The organism is Bacillus sp. 7884-1 (assembly GCF_002272245.1).
GTDB lineage: Bacteria > Bacillota > Bacilli > Bacillales > Cytobacillaceae > Neobacillus.
Map to the genome: position 1 here is coordinate 1 of NZ_NPDD01000152.1, position 2,786 is coordinate 2,786.

At 36.8% G+C, this 2,786-nt stretch carries 1 pseudogene; it reads left to right on the top strand.

Annotated elements, in window-relative coordinates:
* A pseudogene (locus CHI06_RS17965) lies at positions 1-821 on the top strand (Ig-like domain-containing protein); the annotation flags it as partial.
* Positions 822-2,786 lie beyond the last annotated feature (1,965 nt).

Below are 2,786 nucleotides of genomic sequence, written 5' to 3' on the forward strand. Positions count from 1 at the left end.
CTTACACCAATCAATCTACTTTCACGGTAGAAGGGAAAGCTTCACCAACTACCCAAGTGCATCTTTTCAATAAAGGCGAAGAAGTAGCTACCACAACAGCTAGAAATGATGGTACCTTCTCTGTAGATGTTGCCCTTCAAGATGGTGAAAACGTGCTGACAGCTACCTCTTCTACTGATCGAGGTAGTACGGATCCGTCCGTGCCAGTGAAGATCACCCTTGACCAAGCAAAACCAGAACTAACCATCACACCTGCTGATGGATTAAAGACGAATCAACAAGCAGTTACGATCGAAGGAAAAGCGACCGACCAATATCTAGCAGAAGTCACTATAAACGGTCAAAAAATGAATGTTACAGACGATGGCTCTTACTCCCTATATGCACTACTCAATAATGGAGAAAATAAATTTACTGTAACAGCTAAGGATCGTGCTGGAAACGAAACTAGGAAGGAAGTCACTGTTTACGCCAAGTTTAATCAACCTGCAATCACAAATCTGAAACCAGCTCAAAATGTGGTGATAAAAACGGGTAATACATTGACCGTCGAACTAGATAGTGAGCCAGGAATTAGTGGTTTCTTCTCGATCAGTGTACCTTTAGCCTATGCAACCGCAACCGCAACCGCAACTGCAGCCGCCACTTCTGTTGAAATACCATTAACAGAAACAAAACCAGGTCACTATGTCGGTACCTGGACGGCACCAAAAGACAAGATCAACGGTGCTGTGATCGAAGTGGTGATGAGAGATGCTTATGGAAACGAATCTCGCCGAACAGCCGCTGGTAAAGTGTATGTCAACGTAAGACCTAACTAAATCATAGATTGATGCAACAGAAGAGTAGACCATAGAATCACCTTTCACTTATATCCTAAATGGGTAAAGTGAAATAGTTCTCTAAAACAAATATAGCCGGTGATTGGTTGATGGATGTTTCCATTTGCCAATCCAGGCTTTTTTTAAAATTTGCCTTTCGATTCGATTTCAAATCGCCTTGCTCCCCCTTTTTTAGGCGGATCACCTTTATGGGAATTGTTAGATGGCTTTGTTTCCTGAGGAGTTTGCGTTGATGGTTGTGGTTTTAGTTGGAGTAGTTGTAGTTGGTTTAGTCTGATAAATGGAGGTGGTATTTAAGATGTTTTGTAAGATCCCACTAATCCCTTTTTCTTCTGTAGATTTCGCTCTCTTCGTGTTGGTTGGATATGGGCTTAAGCTAGGTCAATATTTAATTATGGTGGGTATAATTAGTCGTTGGTAAGTGAGAGCAGGGAGAAATGGAGAAAAAGAACAAGGAGCATTAAACAATGGGGTTTCCGCCATTGATGGACTGACTTACCGTCTTTATTGAAATCACATATTGGAGCATAAAGGTCATTATAACCCTACGTGCAAAGGAATTTGGCTGGTGTCACTTTGGTGGCAGACTGGTGGCAAAATCAAACATCCTGCCACCAACTACATCTGTTTAAATCATTTAATTTGAAACAAAAGCCTATTATATCAACATTTTTAAACTAAAGCTGTTATAATCCAATTCACTATACAACCTAGACATGGGTTGAGGTCACAGGTTTGATCCCTTCATAGAACATCGATATAAAGGCCCTGATATTACCAGGACCTTTCTTTTTTTTATTTCGTTGCTAAAAACTCCTGCGGTACTATTGTTATTAGGCTTTTTTTCAAAGAAGTATTCGTCTGTCCACTTGAATAATTTTGTTAAAACTTCCCCCAAATGCCCCCCATTTCTTTGGGGGAGAATACTATATTCTACAAAGAAGAATACAAATAAAAACCCTAGAAGCGTTGATATAACGCAGTTTCTAGGGTTTTTATGATTGCTATTTAATAAGCAAATCAATTAACGTAAGTAATGCTCAATGGTTGTGAAGACCTTGCTTTTTTTAAAATGACACAAATTTTTTCATGAATAATTTTGTTCTTGCAATGAAACGGTTACAGGAATTTTGTTCTTATTGGAGAATTTATAAGGTAATAAAAAAATTTATATAGCCCACTATTCCCCACAATTCATAATATACATTTCAGGAGTCCAACTCCAAAATAGTATTCGATGTTAAGTCCTTGCTGAAAGCGAGGAAAGTCTATGAAAAGGAATCAAGAATTTTTTAGAGGTTGTCTTGTCGGTGGAGCCATAGGTGACGCCATTGGGCTGGCCTATTGGTTGACTTTATGCTCAACGATAAAGGTCTTCAACCTACAATAGTCAATATTCGTGTTAGCAATGAGAGCATTCCTACGTTGGTGTTATCTTGAAAACCTTATTGATATACCAATTCATGATAAGTTTAAGCCAATGAAGACAGCAGAAGACACTATTGAGTTTCCAATGAAAAAAATGGGAGAAGTAACTGTCATAGAAGTTGCAAGTGGATTTAACTAGCATGTAAACTTCAGTGTTCCAGTTAATGAATATTTCGATAATACACTAAATATTTCATTCGAACTATGAAATTGGATCACTAATGAAGATATAAGTGAATTCAAAGTACGAAGGAAATACCTTGTCTAATTACTGTATTAACTGTTATCATTTGAATTTCTTGACTTATAAAACAGATAAATAGTGAAAAGGTATACATATAGTACTAATTTATCATTTAACTCTTTTGATTTAGATAAATTTTTGAAATATTATGACAATTATTCATATTCCCCCAAATTCAAGCTCTTTACTAAAATAAAAATTCGACAATATCGGTTACATTCTTCAAAAAATTAACAGAAAATTCTTTGTTAATAGCACTTTAAAAACAATAT